The sequence below is a fragment of the Mesorhizobium sp. WSM4845 genome (genome assembly GCF_055811455.1).
In genome coordinates this window covers 34,855-53,800 of sequence record NZ_JBVVQA010000018.1, presented here as the reverse complement: position 1 = coordinate 53,800, position 18,946 = coordinate 34,855, and the positions used below count along the sequence as shown (strand labels likewise).

General features: G+C 62.6%; 16 protein-coding genes. 1 reads left to right on the top strand and 15 read right to left on the bottom strand.

From position 1 onward, the window contains the following. Nucleotides 1-31: 31 nt before the first annotated feature. The 8 genes from AC0L2C_RS20470 to AC0L2C_RS20435 are packed head-to-tail and all read right to left on the bottom strand — an operon-like array spanning nucleotide 32 to nucleotide 10,016. Entirely contained in the window at nucleotides 32-1,942 is a 1,911-nt protein-coding gene (locus AC0L2C_RS20470) for a CocE/NonD family hydrolase (RefSeq protein WP_473524266.1), read from the bottom strand. Nucleotides 1,943-1,962: 20 nt separating this feature from the next. Further along, nucleotides 1,963-2,958 carry an ABC transporter ATP-binding protein gene (locus tag AC0L2C_RS20465; RefSeq protein ID WP_128171838.1) on the bottom strand — a complete coding sequence of 332 codons (996 nt, stop codon included), beginning with the start codon at nucleotides 2,956-2,958 and terminating at the stop codon, nucleotides 1,963-1,965. A 56-nt stretch (nucleotides 2,959-3,014) separates the two neighbouring features. Further along, nucleotides 3,015-3,977: an ABC transporter ATP-binding protein gene (locus AC0L2C_RS20460; protein WP_091597382.1), complete on the bottom strand. Its 963-nt coding sequence runs from the start codon at nucleotides 3,975-3,977 to the stop codon at nucleotides 3,015-3,017. Then, nucleotides 3,974-4,870, bottom strand: a complete 897-nt coding sequence (locus AC0L2C_RS20455) for an ABC transporter permease (RefSeq protein ID WP_128245655.1) — start codon at nucleotides 4,868-4,870, stop codon at nucleotides 3,974-3,976. The genes AC0L2C_RS20460 and AC0L2C_RS20455 overlap by 4 nt, the downstream gene beginning before the upstream one ends. 28 nt (nucleotides 4,871-4,898) lie before the next feature. After that, a complete protein-coding gene (locus tag AC0L2C_RS20450) occupies nucleotides 4,899-5,876 on the bottom strand; it encodes an ABC transporter permease (protein WP_287226327.1) in 978 nt (325 codons plus the stop codon). 58 nt (nucleotides 5,877-5,934) lie between these two features. Next, entirely contained in the window at nucleotides 5,935-7,545 is a 1,611-nt protein-coding gene (gene ggt, locus AC0L2C_RS20445; protein ID WP_128167579.1) for a gamma-glutamyltransferase, read from the bottom strand. Continuing rightward, nucleotides 7,542-8,402 carry an alpha/beta hydrolase gene (locus tag AC0L2C_RS20440; protein ID WP_128167580.1) on the bottom strand — a complete coding sequence of 287 codons (861 nt, stop codon included), beginning with the start codon at nucleotides 8,400-8,402 and terminating at the stop codon, nucleotides 7,542-7,544. Before AC0L2C_RS20440 ends, ggt begins: the two co-directional genes overlap by 4 nt. A gap of 12 nt (nucleotides 8,403-8,414) precedes the next feature. Further along, nucleotides 8,415-10,016 (bottom strand): ABC transporter substrate-binding protein, encoded by a 1,602-nt coding sequence (locus tag AC0L2C_RS20435; RefSeq protein WP_473524265.1) that lies wholly within the window; start codon nucleotides 10,014-10,016, stop codon nucleotides 8,415-8,417. A gap of 232 nt (nucleotides 10,017-10,248) precedes the next feature. Between AC0L2C_RS20435 and AC0L2C_RS20430 the strand changes: the two genes are divergently transcribed. Beyond that, nucleotides 10,249-11,043, top strand: coding sequence for an IclR family transcriptional regulator (locus tag AC0L2C_RS20430; protein ID WP_473524264.1), 795 nt, complete (start codon nucleotides 10,249-10,251; stop codon nucleotides 11,041-11,043). 14 nt (nucleotides 11,044-11,057) lie between these two features. Here AC0L2C_RS20430 and AC0L2C_RS20425 read toward each other — a convergent pair whose 3' ends face one another. The 7 genes from AC0L2C_RS20425 to AC0L2C_RS20395 form a co-directional block, all read right to left on the bottom strand. Further along, complete coding sequence (locus AC0L2C_RS20425) at nucleotides 11,058-12,977, bottom strand: CHASE2 domain-containing protein (protein ID WP_128245425.1); 1,920 nt, start codon at nucleotides 12,975-12,977, stop codon at nucleotides 11,058-11,060. A 15-nt stretch (nucleotides 12,978-12,992) separates the two neighbouring features. Continuing rightward, the gene (locus tag AC0L2C_RS20420) at nucleotides 12,993-13,709 is read right to left on the bottom strand and encodes a FecR domain-containing protein (RefSeq protein ID WP_288141953.1); all 717 of its coding nucleotides are present in this window, start codon (nucleotides 13,707-13,709) and stop codon (nucleotides 12,993-12,995) included. Nucleotides 13,710-13,804: 95 nt separating this feature from the next. Then, on the bottom strand, nucleotides 13,805-15,061 hold the full coding sequence (locus AC0L2C_RS20415; RefSeq protein WP_473524263.1) for a tetratricopeptide repeat protein: 1,257 nt from the start codon (nucleotides 15,059-15,061) through the stop codon (nucleotides 13,805-13,807). A gap of 329 nt (nucleotides 15,062-15,390) precedes the next feature. Next, the gene (locus AC0L2C_RS20410) at nucleotides 15,391-15,558 is read right to left on the bottom strand and encodes a hypothetical protein (RefSeq protein WP_288141952.1); all 168 of its coding nucleotides are present in this window, start codon (nucleotides 15,556-15,558) and stop codon (nucleotides 15,391-15,393) included. A gap of 15 nt (nucleotides 15,559-15,573) precedes the next feature. Beyond that, a complete protein-coding gene (locus AC0L2C_RS20405; RefSeq protein ID WP_473524262.1) occupies nucleotides 15,574-16,761 on the bottom strand; it encodes a magnesium transporter in 1,188 nt (395 codons plus the stop codon). 345 nt (nucleotides 16,762-17,106) lie between these two features. Further along, entirely contained in the window at nucleotides 17,107-17,919 is an 813-nt protein-coding gene (locus AC0L2C_RS20400; RefSeq protein ID WP_473524261.1) for an SDR family NAD(P)-dependent oxidoreductase, read from the bottom strand. Continuing rightward, entirely contained in the window at nucleotides 17,916-18,917 is a 1,002-nt protein-coding gene (locus tag AC0L2C_RS20395; RefSeq protein WP_473524260.1) for a sugar phosphate isomerase/epimerase family protein, read from the bottom strand. Before AC0L2C_RS20395 ends, AC0L2C_RS20400 begins: the two co-directional genes overlap by 4 nt. Between the last annotated feature and the right edge of the window lie 29 nt (nucleotides 18,918-18,946).

The window sequence follows — 18,946 nt, the reverse complement described above, 5'->3', positions numbered from 1 at the left end:
GGAGCCGCAATATCAAAGAGAGGATGTCCGCTCAAGCGAGCTCTGCCGAAAAGGAGCCGCCCGATTGTGCCCCCAATCTCTCCGCGATTAGCCTCGATGGCCGCGCTCTATCGAGAAAAACCGTGTTGCGCGCCACTTGCCGGCTACGGCCGAGGCCCGCCGGCGCGCCGGTATTCGGATTGACATCGAACTTCGGAAAATTGCTCGAAGAGATATCCAGCCGCAGCCGATGGCCGGCACGGAACAGATTGGCAGTCGCAAATAGCTCGATGCGAAGCCGCATGATCTCTCCAGGCTTCACGAGTTCGGCTCTTTCGAATGAACGCCGGAAGCGGCAGCGGAAAATCCCGTCGGTCAGGTTCAGGGCAAAGCCCGTCGGATAGTCGGCGCTCGGTGGATAGACGTCGATCAGTTTCGCCGTGAAGTCGGTGTCGGGTGCATCGGTCGCCGCCCAGAGCTCCACCTCTACCCGTCCGAGCACGGTCAAATCGTCGGCAAGCGGCTCGGTCTCAAAGGAGAGGACATCGAGACGGGCGGAAAGCGGCAAGCCGAAATTGCGGCAGCCGAAGAACCTCTTGTCCTCTCTCTGGTCGAAGCCGCCGCCGGCGAAGATCGGCTGACCGCTGGTCAGCGCGCCGCCGATGGTCGGGACCGGATCGGCGGGATCGAAATCATAGCTCAGCGCGACGGCGTCGGGCGCAGGAAAGACCTCCGAGAGCCTGCCGTTGGGGTGCAGATAATAGCTTTGCTCCGTCACGTTCGGCAGCGGCCACCGCTTGCCTTTGATCCAGCGCCCGCCGTGATCGAGACGGCCCGTTTCATTTTTCGTGCCCTTTCCCCCGCCCATGACAAAAAGACGGATCGGCTCCTCGTCGAGATCGTCCTCCAACCCGCTCTTCAGCCAGCGATCGAACCAACGGCGACGAAACTCCAGCCAGCTTGCCGCCACATTGCCGCCGAGCGGAGCGTTCGGTCCGAAATCGACGTCGCCGGCAAAGGTCAGATTGCGATCGCCGTGCAGACCCGGACCCATGATCAAGGCGAGCGGCCGTTTGCCATTGCGTGCAAGGCCGGCGAAATTCTCGAACGTCGTCGGGACATAGACGTCGAACCAGCTCGAGATCAGGGCGATCGGAATGTGGGGAATGGCGTCGTAGAAGCCCGCTGCATGAATGCCGACCTGCTTCCAGAAGCCGTCGAAAGTCTCGTGCCGCCACTGCTCCAGCAGGTAAGCCTCGTAGTCCGGAGCCCAGCGGAGCGGGGAACGGCCCTCAGACCAGGGCATTTTGCCGAACCAGCGATGCAGGTTTTCCGCTTCGAGCGCCTTTCGGGCCAACTCGTCGCCGGCGGCGACGGCGCTCTCGCGGGCTTCCCGGTAGGCCCAGGTCGCCTGTTTCAGCTCGAACGCGCCGCCTTGGCGGATGCCGCAGGTGAAGGCGTTAGAGAATCCGCCGGAATCGAGGATCATGGTTGCAAGAGCCGGCGGCGCAAGGCACGCCGCCGCCATTTGGGTATGCGCAGCATAGGAAAGGCCCATGGTGCCGATCCGGCCACTGCACCAGGGCTGGGCTGCGATCCATGCAAGCGTGTCGTAGCCGTCCGGACCTTCGGAGCGATATTTGACGAACTCGCCTTCCGAGCCGTAGCGGCCGCGGCAGTCCTGGTAGACGACGATGTAGCCATGGCGCACGAAATGCTCGGCGACCGTCGCGCGATCCATCGGTTCGGTCATGCTGACCTCGAGTTCGGCGCGCGATGCCATCGCCTTGCCATAAGGCGTCCGCTCAACGATGACGGGAGCTGGCCGGTCCAGCGCGCGGCCTCCCCTTGCCGGTCGGTAGACGTCGGTCGCCAGTCTTACCCCATCGCGCATCGTCACCATAATATCGCGGCAGAGGACCATGTCATCGGTCACGGACTGGAACGCCTGGAGGTCGGTCATCTCAAAAAATTCCAAGGCGTTCAGGCGGCGGCGTCATTGAGGTGGCATGCGCTCTTGTGTCCGGCAGCAACCACCTTCAGTCGGGGCGCTTCGGTGCGGCAACGAGGCATCGCGTGCGGGCAGCGCGGGTGGAAATGACATCCGCTCGGCGGCGAGAGCGGGCTCGGCAATTCACCCTTGATCGCGGCAAAGCCGCGTTTGGTGGTTTCGATCCGCGGCACCTCGGCGAGAAGCGCCTGCGTGTAGGGATGGTTGGCCCGTGCAAAGATCTCCTCGGCCGGAGCCTCTTCGACAATGCGGCCGAGATACATGATCGCCACCCGATCGGAGATGTGCTCGACCACTCCGAGATCGTGGCTGATGAACAAGTAAGTGAGGTTCAGCCTCTCGCGCAGGTCCATGAAGAGATTGAGGATTTGCGCCTGGATCGAGACGTCCAAAGCGGCAACGGCCTCATCGCAGACGAGAAATTCCGGCTGCACGGCGAGCGCGCGCGCAATGCCGATCCGCTGGCGCTGGCCGCCGCTGAACTGATGCGGAAAGCGGTGTTTTAGCGCCGGATCGAGACCGGCACGCCGGAACTGTTGATCGACAAAGGTACCGAGATCGCCCTCAACCAGCCCGTGTACGCGCGGCGCCTCGCTGACGATATCGGCCGCTTTGCGGCGCGGATTGAGCGAGGCGTAGGGATTCTGGAATATCATCTGCACGCGCAGCTTGGCCTCACGCCGTTCGAGCGCCGGAAGCGCCTTCAAGTCCTTGCCGCGCCATGATACCGATCCCTTGCTGGGCGCCACGATGCCGGCGACGATCCGGCCCAGTGTGGACTTGCCGCATCCCGACTCGCCAACGAGGCCCAGAACCTCGCCCCTGCGAACGGCGAGGCTGACACCGTCGATCGCCTGCACGCTTGCCGTCGGTTTGGCGAGTTTGAACGAGATCGCCAAACGGGCCGCGAGATCCGGCCGCGTGCCGAAGCTGTGAGAAATCTCGTTCAGCTCGATCAGCGGCGCCATCCTGCTAGAACCCGCTGAGGAGCTTTGAATGTCTGCCGCAACCGGAGTGGAGGGGATCATACGCGGAACTCCGGCAAGGGATGAACGCAGCGGTGCTCGCGCGGGCCAGCAGTGAGCAGAGGCACCGCCTGGGCACACGCCGCGTCGGCGCGCGCGCAGCGCGGGGCGAAAGCGCATCCGGCCGGCAGCCGCGCAACACTGGGCGCCATTCCCGGGATCTGCCGAAGCCGCTCGCCACGCCGGTTGCGGCTGGGAACGGAGTCGATCAGACCGGCGGTATAAGGGTGCAACGGACGGGCGAGAACGTCCGACACCGGGCCGGATTCGACGATGCGGCCCGCATACATCACGGCGATCCGGTCGGCGAGCCGCGAGACGACGGCGAGATCATGCGTGATCCAGATCAGCGACGTGTTGTTCTGCGCCACGAGCTTTTGCATCTCGGCGAGAATCTGTGCCTGGATCGTCACATCGAGCGCGGTGGTCGGCTCGTCGGCGATGATGAAGTCCGGCCGGTGCAGCAGCGCAATAGCGATAACGACGCGCTGGCGCATGCCGCCGGAAAACTGATGCGGATAGGCCTGCAGCCGCTCATCCGGACTCGGGATCCCGACCATGCCGAGCGCGTCGCGCGCCCGCGCCCTGGCGTCCATGCGCGAGACGTTTTCATGCGCCTGCACCGCCTCGATCATCTGCGTGTCGATGCGCAGGACCGGGTTCAGCGTCATCATCGGATCCTGGAAGATCATCGCCATGCGGCGCCCGCGCAGCGCTCGCATCTCCTCGCGGCTGGAGCGGGTGATGTCGCGGCCGTCGAAGACGATCTGGCCGCCGACGATCGTGCCTGGCGGATCGACAAGGCCGATGATGGAAAAGCCGGTGACCGATTTGCCGGACCCGCTTTCACCGACGAGACCCAGAACCTCGCCGCGCGCGACGCTGAACGAGACGCCGTCGACGGCTTTTGCTTGTCCGAAATGGGTCCTGAGATCGCGGACTTCGAGCACGGTCGCATTCATTCGCGCCCCCGCGGGTTGAGCACGTCGCGGAGCCGATCACCTACGAGGTTGATCGCAACCACGGTAATCAGCAGCGCCACGCCGGGATAGAAACTGATCCACGTCATGCCGGAGAGCATGTACTGATAGCCGTTGGCGACCAGCAGGCCGAGACTGGGCTCGGTGATCGGCACACCGAGGCCAAGGAAGGACAAGGTCGCCTCCAGCGAGATGGCGCGCGCCACCTGCACCGTCGCGATCACGATCAGCGGCGGCAGGCAGTTGGGCAGAAGATGGACGAACAGGATGCGCCATCGCGGAATGGCGAGCGACTCTGCCGCCTCCATGTATTCCTTGCGCCGCTCCACCAGCGCCGTGCCGCGCGCGGCACGTGCATAAGTTGCCCATTCGACGATCACCAGAGCGAGTACGACGTTGAGGATTCCCTTGCCGAGAAAGGCGAGGATCATCAGTGCAACGAGAATGGAGGGGAAGGAGAGTTGCAGATCGACGATGCGCATGATCGCCGTCTCGGTCCGACCGCCGACATAGGCGGCGAGCAGGCCTAAAGAGGCGCCGAACAGCGCGGCGAAAAGCGCCGAGCTGACGCCGACGCCGAGCGATATGCGCAGGCCGTAGATGATGCCGGAAAGCATGTCACGACCCTGGTCGTCGGTGCCGAGCCAGAAAATCATGCCCGTCATCGATTGCGAGCCGGGCGGCAGGCGGCTGTCCATGATGTCGAGCTGGTTGAGGTCGTAGGGATTTTGCGGCGCTATAAGCGGCGCGAGCAGCGCCAGCCCGATGATCGCGGTCAGCAGCACGAAACCGGCAATGGCGGCAGGCGAGCGGAAGAATGCCCGCACGAGCACTCGAAACGGCGCCTCTTCACTCTTCTCGGCCTCGGTAGGCATCGGTGGCGGCAAGGTGTCGACGCTCATGTCACGGTCCCTCGCCCTGGAGCCGCACCCGCGGGTCGAGTGCCGTATAGGTCAGGTCGACGACGAGATTGATGATGACGAAGAAGGCGACGATCGCCATCAGGTATGCGGTGATGATCGGACGGTCGAGCACGTTGATGCTGTCGATGATCAACTTGCCCATGCCAGGCCAGCTGAACACGCTTTCGGTGACGACCGAGAAGGCGACGATAGAGCCGAATTCCAGGCCGATGATGGTCACCACCGGGATCATGATGTTCTTCGAGACGTGGACGCCGATCACGCGCGTTTCCCTGAGGCCCTTGGCCCGCGCGAACTTGACGAAATCGAGCGGCAGGACTTCGGCGACGCCGGCGCGCGTCAGGCGCAGAATGAGGCAGGCGTCAAACAAGGCGAGGTTCACCGCCGGCAGGATCAGGTGGGCAAGGCCGTCTTTGGTCAGGAACGCCCATTGGACGCCGAACAGTTCGGCGGTCTGGCCGCGCCCGCCGCTCGGCAACCAGCCGAGCTGCACGCCGAAAAACATGATCAGCACTAGCCCGACCCAGAAGGTCGGCAACGAGAAGCCGAGGATGCTGACGGTCATGATGACGCGGCTCAAGATGCTATCCGGCCGCAGTCCGGCATAAAGCCCGAGCGGCACGCCGACGACGATGGCAATGAGGATGGCAGAGACGGCCAGTTCGAGTGTTGCCGGCAGTCGCTGCAGGATCACCCTGATCGCCGGCTCGTTGTAGACGTAGCTCTCGCCAAGGTCGCCATGCAGCGCTGCCCAGAGGAAGCGGAGGTACTGCTGCCAAAGCGGCAGGTCGAGCCCGAGTGCCTGGACGACGCGCGCGCGCTCGATCTGATCGGCGTCGGGCGAGATCAAAATGTCGACGGGGTCGCCGATGACGTTGATCGCGATGAAGACGATAACCGTCATGGCGAACATGACCATCACGGCCTGGAGCAGCCGGCGCGCGACGGCTGCGGTCATGGCATCGCTCCGCAGCCTGATTGCCGGAAAGGGTCGCCGGTCGTCTGTGCGCGGCACATCACGCCGGCACCGCCATCGCCATGCCGTCGCGCTGCGGATCGGCGCCGCCGCGGCAAATTCCGTCTTCGATCTGGATGCCGTGGAGGGCGGCAAAAGCGTAACTTTGCCAGGAGCGCTTCACCTCGTAGCCCCGGCCCTCGATTTCTTCAGTGACATAGCGCGGAATGCGATTGGAGACGTCGATTGTGTTCGACACCGCCACGATCCTCGGGGCGGCCACCGCTTCCGACATGCTCATATCGAAATCGATGAGATTCATCAGCCCCTGCGCCATGGACGGCGCGATATAGCTGCCGCCGGGCGCTCCCATGACGATCACCGGCCGGTCGTCCTTGAATACGATTGTGGGCGCCGCAGAGCTGGCCCGCCGCTTGCCGGGAGCCAGCGATCCGGCCCGGCCCGGCCTTGGGTCGAAGCGGCTCATCGTTCCGTTGTACATGAATCCCAGGCCATCGGTGATCGCCCCCGAGGGACTGCCCAGCGTGTGGGTCAAGGCGACGGCATTGCCCTCATGGTCGACCACCGAAATATGGGTCGTGTCGCGCGGCGACCGGTCATCGACGCGCTCGATCCTGGCGCGCAGCCCGGCCTTGATCTCGGCGGCGAGCCCGCTGCAATAGTCGCGGGACAGCAGCCGCGCGACCGGCACGTCGACATAGGCAGGATCGCCGAGATGGCGGTCCTTGTCGATGGTCATGCGCTTCATCGCCTCCGCCAGCAGGACGATGTGCTCGGCACCGTCATGCTCCATGGCTCCGACATCAAAATGCTCGAGGATGTGGAGCAATTGCAGCATGGATATGCCGCTGGCGGGCGGCGGGCTGGTCGCAATATCGTAGCCACGATACTCGCCCCAGAGCGGTTGCGCGGTGGATAGCTCATAGCGCGCCAGATCATCCTTCCCGATAAGGCCGCCGTTGGCGGCCATGTCGGCGGCGATCTCTTCGGCGATCTCGCCCTTGTAGAAAATGTCCGGACCGGCGGCCGCGATGCGCTCGAGCGTTTGGGCGAGGTCGGTGTTGACGACGACGTCGCCTGGCAGCTTGACCGCGCCGTCCGGGCGAAAATAGATGGCGCGCCCCGTGTTGCTGAAGCGCAGCTTGTCAAGGGTCCGCACTTCGCCGGTATCTACGCCGTCCTGGGCCCAGTACCAATGGACATGCGGGCGGACCATAAAGCCGCGCCTCGCCTGCTTGGCGGCGGGTGCGACGACGTCGGCCCATTCAAAAGTGCCGTATCTCGCCAGCGCCTCGGCATAGCCCTTGACACTGCCCGGCGTGCAGACGGCGAGATAGCCGATCTCGCTGATGCCGCCTTCCAGCAGAAAGGCGAAGCCGTCGCGCGACTGGCCGACCAGAAGGTCGCTCCACATTTCAGGCGACGCTTTGAGCGGCGCCCTGGCGTAGAATTCTAGCACCTCGTGCACGCCGCGTCGCGGCATATAGACCTGCATCGAGCCAAAGCCCCCGATGCCGGCCATTTGAGGGTCTGCGACGCCTTGCATGAAAGCGCAGGCGATCGCCGCATCGACGGCGTTGCCGCCGCGTTTGAGCACCAGCGCGCCCGCCTCGACCGCCTCCGGCTGCGGCGCAACGATCATTGCATTCATCTTGATGCGTTCCGTCGTTCCTTGAGCGCCTGGGCCAGGAAATCCTTGACCGGATCGAGAACCGCGTCGCGTTCGTGGGCTACCCCGGGCAGCAAATCAAAGCGTACGCGCGCACCCGCTTCCTCGAACGATCGACACAACGTGCTGAGGCGTTCCGGCCTCGTTTGTCCTGCATCGTTGGCGCCCGGCATCCAATGCGCGCTGCCTTGGATATGCGTGATTTCCCAGGTCTCCAGGTCGGCATCGCCGACGATCATCTGGACAGGCACTTTTGCCAGCGCTGCGGCGTCGAAGGTGATGCCGAACTTCTCCGGCAGATCGCGAATGCCCACCCACCAGTCCCGCGTGGGATCGAGCAGGGTCACCGATCCCGGTGCGCCGATCGACGCCGCCCATAGCCTGTCGGGATGAAGGATGGCGAAGCGATGGGTGAAATGCCCGCCGCCGGAAAACCCGAACATAGCGAAGCGGGTCCAGTCCTGACGGTATTTCGCGACGACTTCCTCGACTATCGCGAGCAGCACCTGATCGTAGCGGATGTCGCCCTCGATCATGTATTTGTATCCGCTGCGGGCATCGTCGCCGAGAACGCCCATTGGAAACACCGGGCACAAAATGGCGCAGTCGTTCCAGCGTCCGAACTCGGCGAACGCATCACGGAAACCCAGGAACGAGGTGCGGCCGGTACCATGGACGGCCACCAGTAGGTCGACTTGGGCGCCTTCCCCAACCGCGGGCGGTACATACAGGCAATAGTGGAAGCGTGGGTCCGATTTGGAAGCAAAGATGGCGGTCGCGCCAAGATCGTATGTAGCGCGACCGCGATCCGCAACAGATCCCGTGGCGATGCTCGTCAAGTCTACATCTCCTCAGACAATCTTGGCGTTCATGGCCAGCGTATACTGGTCGGCCCGCGTCGTGAACTGAAGGTCCTTTCGGGCAGCCACGACGAGAACCTCATGGTGCAGCGGAATCAGGGCGACGTCGTTGAAGACGATGTCGCTGAGCTCCGAGAGCATAATTTCGCGTTTGGTGTCGTCCAGCGTCCGCTTCGCCACAGCCAGTTTGGCATCGAGATCGGGATTGGAGTAGCGGCCCGAATTGGCGATGCCCATACCGGCGTCCGGATTCTGCGTCGCGACCAGAGCTGTCATCGGGTTCGAGGTTTCGCCTGTGTTGACGCCCCAGGAGTCCAGATTGACGCTGAACTCATAGGCATCCGCCTTGTCGGCATAAACCGACCAGGGCATGACCTCGACGCTGACTTCCAGGCCGATGCGAGAGAACATCTGGGCCACGGCCTGCACGATCTTCGAATCGTTGACGATACGATCATTTGGCCCGTGGATCGTCAGGCGGAAGCCATCGGGGTAGCCGGCCTCGGCAAGCAGGGCCGTGGCTTTTGCAGCGTCGAATGGAACGGGTTTGATAGCAGCCGAGGTGCCCGGGGCGCCGGCGGGCAGAAACTGTGAAGCGACAATGGCATTGCCCTGCATCAAGCGCTCGACAATGGCGCTGCGGTCGACCGCCATGGACAGCGCCTGCCGCACACGCAGATCCTTCAGCGGGTTGCGGTCGAGCGGCTTGCCATTCTTGCCGCTGATGAAGGGCGTCACGTCCCTGAACGTGTCCAGCGAGAAGAAGACCACCCGGCTCGATACGCCGCGGATGATGTGAAAGCGCTCGTCTTGTTCGACGCGGGCAACACCCTCGTAGGGCACCTGTTCGACGAGATCGAGATCGCCGGCGAGCAGGTTGGCAAGCCGCGCGCCGGCATCGGTGACGATGCGGAGCTCGACGTCCGGCAAAGCAGGCCTCGGTCCCCAGTAGTTGGGATTGGCGGAAAGCGCGACACGGTTGCCGGAAACATATTCCTTCAGCACATAGGGGCCAGTTCCGATCGCCGCGGTGCCGTTGTTGAACTGATCGCTCGGGGTATCCTTGAACTTGGCGCGGATGATGCGAATGCGACTGAGCGAATTGGGCAGAAGCGGCTCCGGCTGCTTGGTTTCGATGAGAAGCTTGCCGGTTTGGGGCGAAGTGATCGACTTGATGTTGCGCGTGTAGGTCCGGAACGACGCCGTGCTGTCGATGGTGTTGGCCCGGTCGAATGAGACGACGATGTCGTCTACGGTGAGCGGCTCACCGTCGCTGAAGCGCACGTCTGGGCGCAGGTCGAACTCCCAATGGGTGTTGTCGACCGCGCGCCAGGCCGTCGCCAGCCCCGGTCTGGAGATCGACTTTTCGTCGTTGGTGACAAGCGTGTCGTAGATATGGGTGGCAAGCGCGTTGTTCGGCGCATTGCTCTTCAGATGCGGGTCTAGCGTCGTCGGCGGAGCAGCCATGCCGATCCGCAATTGGCCGGTTGCCGCTGCCTGGGCCAGCCCCGTCCAGCTAATGCCTTGCAAGACGGCGGCACCGCCGAGCGCCCATTGCATCAGCGCACGGCGCGATATTGTCCGGTTCATCATTGGTTTTCTCCGTGTCCACTCTGGATAGTTCCATCGGAGGAGTTCTTTTCCGCTGCCGCTTGCCATGATCGAGCCCAGCTTGGGATCCGCTGATGGTGCCGGCCTCCTTCCTGACAGCGAGTGAAACGAAAGCTTCACTATTTGTCAACACAGATAAACCACCGTTTCACTAGACGATACAAATTTTCTCGTTTAACCTTCTGCACGAGACGCTTTGGCGAGGAAGTGAGAAATGACCGATCAAGCAGATACCCGGTACACGGTCGATTCCGTCGATCGCGCGATCAGTTTGTTGCAGACTGTGGCCGGCGAGGCAGATCTTGGCGTTTCCGAAATCGCGCGGCGTTCCGGCGACAGCAAGGCGCGCGCTTTCCGGCTTTTGCAGACGCTGGTGCGGCGCGGCTTGCTGGCGCGATCATCGAATGGAAAAGGCTATCGCCTCGGCCTCGCTGCATTGATGCTGGGCCACGCCGCCAGCGAACAGATGGACCTGATCCGCATAGCAAACCCTGTTCTGGAAGAACTCGGTCAGAAGATCGGCGAAACCACCCAGTTGCGGATCCGCGATGACCAGGAAAGCCTTTGCGTCGCCAAATGGGAGCCGAAGCGGGACCTTCGCGTCAATGCGATTGTCGGCCGGCGGCGTCCGCTACATGCCGGTTCGAGCAAGGCGTTCCTGGCCCATATGGGTGATGAGGAGCGCGAGGCCATTCTTTCCGGCCCGTTGAAGCGCTTCACCAAGAAAACGGTGACCGATCCTCGGCTTCTTAGGGGCGGGCTCGAGCAAATCCGCAAGGCGAAGTTTTTCGTCAGTCGCGGCGAGATCAACGACGATCTGATTTCGATCACCGCACCGGTGTTCGTGGCGCCGGGTAAGATAATCGCGGCGCTGAACATCGCTGCCCCGGAAAACCGGGTGCCGGAAGAGCGTATAAGCGAACTGGGCGACATGGTGGCCCGGGCCGCCCATCGTATTTCCGCCGCCCTTGGCTTCCGCTCGCCGGCTGCCAATGACATAGCGAGTTGAACTGGTGCCAAGCATCACACTGCCTCGGCAGATTGCGACGAGGGCTGTATCTCCGGAACGGTGAAAACCGGCACCTCATCCTTGAAGCCTTGGAGTTCGAAGGCACCCGCCTGGACAACCGGCATCGATGCTCCTTGCGCAAATCCGGGACCAAGCACCAGGGGGATGCTCAGCTTTTTGGTCGTTGACTCGAGCCGTGCCGTGCGGTTCACCGGCGAGCCGATCGCGGTGTAATCGAAGCGCCGTTCGGAGCCGAAATTCCCGACGGAGCAGATGCCAGTCTCGATGGCGACGCCGATTTCGATAGGGGGATGCCCGCGCGCGGTAAGCGCGGCGTTTTCGCGCTTGACCCGTTCGATCAGGGCGAGCCCCGCTTCAAGGGCGCGCTCGCGATGATCTGGCTGGTCAAGCGGCGCGTTCCAGAAGGCTAGCACGGCATCGCCCATGAACTTATCGATGGTCCCGTCGCGCTTGAGTATCTCATCGGTCGCAAGGCCGAGGAAGTGGTTGACCACCTTTCCGATTTCTTGGGCATCGAGTTGTTCGCTCATCGCCGTGAAGCCGCGTATGTCACTCAGCAGGATTGTGATCTCGCGCTTCTCTCCAGACAGGATCGCTTCGGTATCCGAATTTGCCAGGCGCTGCACCACAGAGGGCGACAGATATTGGGAAAACTGCCGCGCCAGGGTGGACCGGCGCTGCTCGCTGCGCCTGAAAAGGGCATAGCCTTCGAAGCCAGCTACGAGGATCGTCGCAAGCGCCGGCTGCAGTGGGTCATAGAGCGCACCCTGCAGGCTGTATTCGAGAGCGCCAAACACGAAGGGCGTGGCAGCCAGGAGCGCCAGAGCGAATGCGCCAATCACGACCCGCTCGGCGAGCACTCCAGAAAGCCCGATGAAAACGATGCCACTGAGGACCAACCACAGCCGCTCCAGCGTCCGCGCTTGCGTTGGCTCTACAAGATAGCTCGCGGCAAGCATCTGGCCGATTGCATCAGCGTGGATGTCCACGCCTGGTCGCGCCGGACGCGCCGGGGTGGACAGATACTGCGTCAATCCCACGGCTGACAGATCAACAATGGCGATCGCGTTCCGCAGCAGCGGATCGCCGCGACCCGAAAGGATATTACTGGCAGATATGCGCGGCGTATTGGCGTCGGTTTCCCAGAGGCGGATGCTGCCCTGCGGCTCAAGTGGCACAATGGTCCCGGCCATCCTGAGCGCGTCAAACCCGGCGACATTCATCCGAGCTACGTAGCCGTTCTCTCCGGCGTAGAGGCGCAGGAGTTCGAGCGCGAACGACGGCCAGAGCTGCACGCCTTGAGCCGTATTTCGGAGCCAGAGCAGCGGCACATGGCGTAGTACGCCGTCGGGATCGGGCAAAGTGCGAATTACGCCGAGGCCTGCAGCGGCGCTCGAGAAATCAGGAAGGGAGCCTGTCAGACCGGTGAAGCCAGGAAGCGTCTCGGGTACCTGCCCGACGATCGACCAGCCGGCTTTGGGCTCTGCTTCTGAAACCGTCACCTCGTTGCCCAGGCTGACGGCGAGCGCCGTTCGATTTTTCGCCAGTGCGCTGGCGAGGCGCTTGTCTCCAGCGATGCCATCAGGAGAGATATCTGCCTCGGGCAGCACCAGCGCAAGCCCGATCACCGCGGCACCGGACTCGGCGACACCATCGACCAGATCGGCCAAAAGGCCACGGTTCCAAGGCCATCGCCCATATGCCTTAAGGCTCGAGTCGTCTATCGAGACAATGACAACAGGATTGCTCGTCGCCTGGCGCGGGGCGAGGGACTGGTAGAGGTCGTACGTGCGCTCGCGCAGGCGCGACAGCGGCCCGTCGAAAGCAAAATGGCAAGCGAGCAGCAAGAGTACGACCGCAAGACCAGGTATTTTCCGCCTGGCAGCCCGCCGCCAATCAAGCGAGGGGCTCATGCCGCTCGGCCAGCCTTACCGGCAGTCGGGAAAGCAGTCATCATCCTCATCATCCACCCCGCTGCCTGCAGGGGGCGTTGGGCTGTCAGGGAACTCCATGGCCACGCCGGGCAATGCGCCGTCGGTGGACTTGCAGGCTTTGAGCGAATTGCCGAGTGCTGACGCACAAATCGCGCTTACGTTCAGCCCCGGACCCGGTTCGCCTGGCAGGCCGGTGCCGGCTATTCGATCGATGCTGTCCAAAATCGGGAACGCGTCGATACCGCCGTAGCCGGTCAGCAGTTTGTCATTGTCCGACGTGCAGGCGTGGCCCGGGTTTGTGATCACGAGCTTGCGACCATTCATCATGCAGGTCATGCGGCCGGCGCGCAGTATGCCGACGGTCTGACCAGCAATCACAAGCACCTCAATGATGCCACCTCTGGCTCCGAGCACCATGTGTGGCGTCGCAACTTGCATGTCGCCGCCTTTCGAAACCTGGCCGCCGTAGAAACGGGCCAGGCCGCTGTTCATCCTGATGTCGATCTTTCCTGATCGGGACCCCGGATTGTAGACGAATTCATCGATCGTCAGGCTGGTGTTCGGACCAATCTTGGCGCTCGACTCGTCCCGGAACACGAGCATTCCGAGACCGGTGATATTGCTGCGCAGCTGGTCGCCGAGTTCGACGCCAGCGCCGACGTTCATCGCCTCGCCGTGATTGCGGATGATGTTGGTCTGGTAGGCCGTCATGGACCCAACCGTTTCAGCGCCAGATGGTGCCGCAAAGGCAAGGCAGGCGATACAAGTGGCTATCTGACGATACAGGGTCCTCATCGCGGCCTCTTTCAGTTGAGTGTCAACGTGTAGCTCACGAGCAATTCGAATGAATCTCGGTCGCCGCTGGCGATCTCGAAGTCGGTTTCGCGATAGGCGAGATCGACACTGACCTTCTGCCATTCAGTGAGCTGAAAATCGCTTTCCGAGGCAATGCGCCAGAAGTCGCTCTGGATGTTCGTGCCGATGCCGACGGACAAGTCGGGAGTGTCGCTGTGGCCGGCCGAGACGGCGACCTGGTGAGACCATGCGAAAAGGTCCGGTACTTCCATCACCACGCCGCCGTAGCGGACCTCTCCCATGTAGCTGCGGCCGATTTCGCCAGCTCCGGAGGCGAAGTCAGTCGAGCCGACTAGGCGCAGTCCGAGCGCCTGGCCATTGCGGAAGCGGTAGCTGCCGCCTGCCTCATAGAAGACCCTGCTATCGGCGAAGATGCCATTCGAGCTGCTTAGATCGATGTAGCCGGCACCTGCAAAAAGCGTCATCTCGACGGTGGGGCGCACGAGGAAGCGCCCACTTAGACCGACGCCGGTCTCGTGAACGTCGCTGTCGAAGCGATCTGTGACGGCGAACGCGGAAAGTAGCAGCCGTAGCGAATCGATCCCGCTGTTGGGCAGTCCCTTGTCCAAGGTAATGGCGGCGTTCCCGTGGATAAAAGTCTCCTCGGCATCGGGAACCGACAGGTCTTTGGTGAAAAAGCGCTCTGTCGCTGCCAGCGAGCCCGAGAGGACAAGTGCATCAGCACTTGGCGTCCCGAGATCCCATCGGATAAAGCCTTCCGCCCGCCCATAGGGCGAGACCAAGGTGCGGTCGTCTTCGGCCCCGCCCGGCTCAAAATCGGTGGATGCGCTGAACATGCCGCCAGTCAGAGCGATTTCCCAAGTGACACCACGTAACGCGCGCTCGATGCGGGCGAGCAGGCGAACGGCTTCCTGCTGCTCATCCGCGGACAGGTCCCCGACCTCGAGACCGTACTGCGCCTGCCGCCGGGCCAATTCATAGGAGCCGACATGATAATACAACCGGCTGGCCGAGAGCCGGGCGCGCGCATCGCGAGGATGTTTGATGAGATACTGCTCGATCGACGAGATCGCCTGATCGTACTGCCCTGCGTTGACGGCAACTGTGACGAATTGAGCTAGCGCTCCGTTGTCGGTCGGATTGGCAATGCGGGCCGAAAACGCATCGTCATAGGCCGGATAGAGACCTTGTGCGCCGGCCGGCAATATGCCGGTACAAAGCAGCGCCGCGGCGAAGCCGAGGATCATTGAAAACGAGGAATGCATGCCGAGAACCCACCCCAACCCGACTAGTGCAGCGGATCTAGCACGCCTGCACGAAAAAAAGCGACAGAACTGTCAGGAAACCTCCGAGTCTTCAGCAGCTGTTGCAGCTGCGCAACAAATTATCGCATTCATTCGCATTTCGCCTACGCTGGTTGGTCAAACATCTTCTCAGCGTTGCTTGGCTTCCAGCAAGTATTCTCTACAAACGGCAACTAATTCAAATCATAATCAGCGGTGGATTGCGCAGCCGACAAGATCAATATTGTTTGCGCGATTCTCCACGTATCTGGTCGCCGCACGACGCATCAGGGTCATATGGAGCTCATCCGAAGGTCTTCCGCCGCGTTGCGCAAGCGCTCGGAGAGCTGGCGGGCGATGCTTCTCAGGACGGCCTGCGCGATGTGCGGCTTAGCCTTTGTTATCTTGTTGAACGCCGACGAGGTCACTTCATAGGCAACAACGTCCTCGTCCGCGATCACGTCCGTCGAGCGTGCCTACAGCACGAGCATGGTGGCCAGTCCCAGCATCAGGCCCATGCCTACAATATCGGTCACCGTCGTGAGGAAGATCGCGGAAGCCACGGCCGGATCGGCGCCGACCCGCCGCAGGCCCAACGGGATCAGCACGCCGGAGATCCCGGACATGAGGCACGATCCGGACATGGCGAGCAGGATCACAAGCGCCAGCATGGGCGCCTGGGATGCCGACTCCGGCTGCCGTGAAGCGTAGAACCACATGGCCGCAGCCGCCACCAGACCGACGAGCAAGCCGTTGGCGATCCCGAGCGCTCCCTCCCTCAGCACCAAGTGCAGCTTCGGTCGTTTGTCCACATCCCCTAAGGCGAGGCCACGCAGCGTAATAGCCAGCGCCTGACAGCCGGTGTTTCCGCTCTGTCCGGCCAACACCGGGAGGAACGCCGCCAACGCGACGATCTTCTCGATCGTGCCTGTGAACGAGCCGACCACGAAAGCGGCTATGAAGGCCGTCAGCAGGTTGAGCTGCAGCCACGGATGACGTTTCAAGAAGGCTGAAAACAGCGGAGTGAAAGAACGCTCCTCCTTCTGGACACCCACCATCTGGCCAGGCTGGGCAGAAATCTCGATGATTTGCTGCTCGAACAGCCGCCAGCCGCGAACCTGCCCGAGCAGCCGGTTCTCCGCGTCCACCACGGGATAGACAGGGTAGTGACGGCGTACCGCCGCCTTGCAGGCTTCGCTCAAAGGCATATCGACGTGAAGGGCGAACGGACTTGCCAGCATAATCTGATCCACCGTCGCGTCGGCCTCGCTCAGCATCAGATCGCGCAAGACCACTAGGCCAACCAGTCTATCGCCCTCGTCCGTGATGTAGAGGTAAGTCAACTCGCTCGGCACCTGCGCGCGCCTGACGGCCTCGACCGCGGCGGCTACCGTCGTCCCGACAGCAACGCTGGCGGGGATCGGATCCATCAGCTCAACGATGGCCTCGGGGATCGCGAGATCCTTGCCGTCGGTATGAGATTTGATGGGCCTCCTTTGCGAGGGAAAATGCTCCGCCACCTTCCGGGCGTGCCTATCCGGTAACAACTTTAGTGCGTCGCGGATGAACTCGGGAGACTCTCGGGCTAGCAATTCAGCCGCGTCGTCAGGGGCTCGAGCACGCAGCGTGCGCACCAACTTCTCAATGTCGTTCTCTTCCCTCATCTGTTCCCCCAACCTCTAATGTTGCGCCTCTGAGCTTATAGACGGAACCGGTTCGCTCTGCCCAGGCGCACGGTGGCCCAAGCGCCTCGATCCGGAATCTTCGCCTTCTCGGGGCGCCGAGTAGACCGACCCAGACAAATCTGAGCCATTGCGTGGGTGCATATAGGCGGGCTGTAACGTCAGCGTGTCGCCAAGAGAATTGACGTGTTGCCGAAACTTCACCGTCGATTCCCGAGCTCTGCGAGCACGTCGCAACTCATCAACGAAGTAAGGTCGGCAAATGGGCCGTCGCGGCCCTGCTCATTGGGGTGCGCTCAGCCCGACAGTTCGCGTGCCGGCCGCGATTCAACCTGGGAAGATGGTGAAGCCGCCATCGACGCGAATGACCTGCCCGTTGATGAAACGCGCGCGCGGACCGGCGAGGAAGGCCACCGCTTCGGCAATCTCTTCAGGCTCGGCATAGCGGTTCAGCGATTTCTTGCTCGAATCCATGCGCTCCGGATCGACGACGCGGCTCGCCTGGAACCGTGCCGTCTTGGTGGCGCCGGGGCTCACCGCATTGATGCGCACGCCATCGTCGATCAGTTCCTTGGCGAGGCAACGCGTATAATGCACGACGGCCGCCTTGAGCGTGGAGTAGACCACCTCCGGCGAGCATCCGATATGCGCTGCCGCTGAGGCAATGTTGATCACCGAGCCTGAGCCGCGTTTGACCATGGGCGGAATGAACGCCTGGCAGACCAGCATCGTGCCGATGAGATTGTTCTCGGTCAGCACCTTGATGTCTTCATAGTCGATGTCGAGCGCGTTGTTGGGACTGGGCTTTACCCCCTTGGCGCCGATATCGCCGCCGGCGCAGTTGACCAGAACGTGCACATCGCCGAGCTCCGCTTCGATCTTCCTCTTCATTTCGGCAACGGCTTGCCTGTCACCGATGTTGCCCGTAACCGCGGTTACCCGTGTCCCATGCTTTTCCAAACCCCTGGCGGATTCGCCGAGGTCCGCGAATTCCCCATACTGCGATGGCCGGCTCCAATCGAGATCGTGGATCGCGACGTTTGCGCCAAGTTCGGCCAGGCGTTCGGCCATGACGCGACCAAGGCCGCGTCCCGAGCCGGTCACGAAGGCGGTCAGGCCGCTGAATTCTCGGGCAGTCATGCTGATTTCTCCATAGCAATGAAATCGAACTTCTTCATGTTGGCGGCGCTGCGCCGGATCATGTCGAGCTCATACGAAACCAGCGCGCCGTCATCGTCGCGCTCCCACGGCGTCCAGTAGTCGGCGTCGTCAGCAAGGCGGTTTACGCGCGCAGCACTCAGGCAGGCGGCGAACTCGCGCCCGGTCTTCGGCGCATATCCGTTCCACCAGTCGTCGGTGAGACAGCGAACGTGACGGGCTTCCAGTGCGCCTGGCTCGAGCACCGCCGTCAGCGTGTCGTGGTGCTCGGCGAGGATGGCTGCCAGTTCGGCGAAAGGCACGGCGCCGTCTCCGATCGCGCAGCGGACCAGACGGTAACCCTCATCGGTGAACTGCACGCGATAATCCTTGAGGTGAACGTGGCGGACGTGCGGTGCGATGCGCCTCGTGAAGGCAAGCGGTGCCTCGCCGACAGGGAACGTGTTGCCCGTATCATAGGTGATGCCGACACCGGGGCCGCCGAGCTCGCAGAACGCGACCAGTTCGTCGCTGCCGAAATCCTGATGGTTCTCGATGCCGAGCATCCGGCCCTCAGCCGCCGCACGCGGCCCCCATTCCGTCAAGGCAGCGCGGATCGTCGCATTGAACTCGCTCCATTTCGGGCCCCACAGGTTGCGGTCGCCGCACAGGACGGGGGTCAGTGCGATACGGATCGTTGTCGCCTCGAGGAGGCGCGCCGCCCGAAACGCGCTGTCCAACGGACCGGCCACCAGAAGTCCGCCACTGACCACCGGGACGATGTCGAGCGCCGCCAGACGCCTGCGCAACTCGACGATTTCGGCGTCCGGCAAGTCGGTCAACCATGGTTCGTAGATCTCGAGCGTGCGTGCGCCCAGTTCCTGCGCAAGCGCCATGAAGCCTTCCAGCCCCGTCCCGTCCGGATTGTGCCGCGGCGTACCGCGCCCCTGCAGGCCGAGAGTGTAGGTCAGTCCGTATGGGTTGAGGCCGAAACGAAGCATCAGCTTGGCAGTCCCGTTGAAAGATGTAG

What these genes read in the sequence shown, in the direction of transcription:
- AC0L2C_RS20470 (WP_473524266.1), bottom strand. Translation starts at nt 1,942, where the DNA reads ATGACCGACCTCCAGGCGTTCCAGTCCGTGACCGATGACATGGTCCTC.
- AC0L2C_RS20465 (WP_128171838.1), bottom strand. Translation starts at nt 2,958, where the DNA reads ATGGCGCCGCTGATCGAGCTGAACGAGATTTCTCACAGCTTCGGCACG.
- AC0L2C_RS20460 (WP_091597382.1), bottom strand. Translation starts at nt 3,977, where the DNA reads ATGAATGCGACCGTGCTCGAAGTCCGCGATCTCAGGACCCATTTCGGA.
- AC0L2C_RS20455 (WP_128245655.1), bottom strand. Translation starts at nt 4,870, where the DNA reads ATGCCTACCGAGGCCGAGAAGAGTGAAGAGGCGCCGTTTCGAGTGCTC.
- AC0L2C_RS20450 (WP_287226327.1), bottom strand. Translation starts at nt 5,876, where the DNA reads ATGACCGCAGCCGTCGCGCGCCGGCTGCTCCAGGCCGTGATGGTCATG.
- ggt (WP_128167579.1), bottom strand. Translation starts at nt 7,545, where the DNA reads ATGAATGCAATGATCGTTGCGCCGCAGCCGGAGGCGGTCGAGGCGGGC.
- AC0L2C_RS20435 (WP_473524265.1), bottom strand. Translation starts at nt 10,016, where the DNA reads ATGATGAACCGGACAATATCGCGCCGTGCGCTGATGCAATGGGCGCTC.
- AC0L2C_RS20430 (WP_473524264.1), top strand. Translation starts at nt 10,249, where the DNA reads ATGACCGATCAAGCAGATACCCGGTACACGGTCGATTCCGTCGATCGC.
- AC0L2C_RS20425 (WP_128245425.1), bottom strand. Translation starts at nt 12,977, where the DNA reads ATGAGCCCCTCGCTTGATTGGCGGCGGGCTGCCAGGCGGAAAATACCT.
- AC0L2C_RS20420 (WP_288141953.1), bottom strand. Translation starts at nt 13,709, where the DNA reads ATGACGGCCTACCAGACCAACATCATCCGCAATCACGGCGAGGCGATG.
- AC0L2C_RS20415 (WP_473524263.1), bottom strand. Translation starts at nt 15,061, where the DNA reads ATGATCCTCGGCTTCGCCGCGGCGCTGCTTTGTACCGGCATATTGCCG.
- AC0L2C_RS20405 (WP_473524262.1), bottom strand. Translation starts at nt 16,761, where the DNA reads ATGAGGGAAGAGAACGACATTGAGAAGTTGGTGCGCACGCTGCGTGCT.
- AC0L2C_RS20400 (WP_473524261.1), bottom strand. Translation starts at nt 17,919, where the DNA reads ATGACTGCCCGAGAATTCAGCGGCCTGACCGCCTTCGTGACCGGCTCG.
- AC0L2C_RS20395 (WP_473524260.1), bottom strand. Translation starts at nt 18,917, where the DNA reads ATGCTTCGTTTCGGCCTCAACCCATACGGACTGACCTACACTCTCGGC.